We start from the raw sequence: 229 nt of genomic DNA on the forward strand, positions 1-229 counted from the left end.
GAACTAGGTAACTTAGAGCTAGGAAAGTCCACATAAAAAGAGACACTCGCACCAGCTGGATATGTGATAAAAGAAGAAACCTTCTCCTTTGAAATTAAGCAAGATGGAGAAATTATTAAACAAATTGTAAAAGATAATAAAATATAAGTAAGCCTTGAAATAACAAAGGTGTATGTAGCTGATGGGAATAACAAACTAACAGGAGAAGAATTCACAATTTACGATGAAC

Annotated in this window: 1 pseudogene; it reads left to right on the forward strand. The window is 32.8% G+C overall.

Annotated elements, in window-relative coordinates:
• Positions 1-36: 36 nt before the first annotated feature.
• Positions 37-229: pseudogene (locus JDS96_RS32760) on the forward strand (hypothetical protein); the annotation flags it as partial.

Source organism: Bacillus cereus group sp. N21 (genome assembly GCF_016483395.1).
Taxonomy (GTDB): Bacteria; Bacillota; Bacilli; order Bacillales; family Bacillaceae_G; genus Bacillus_A; species Bacillus_A pseudomycoides.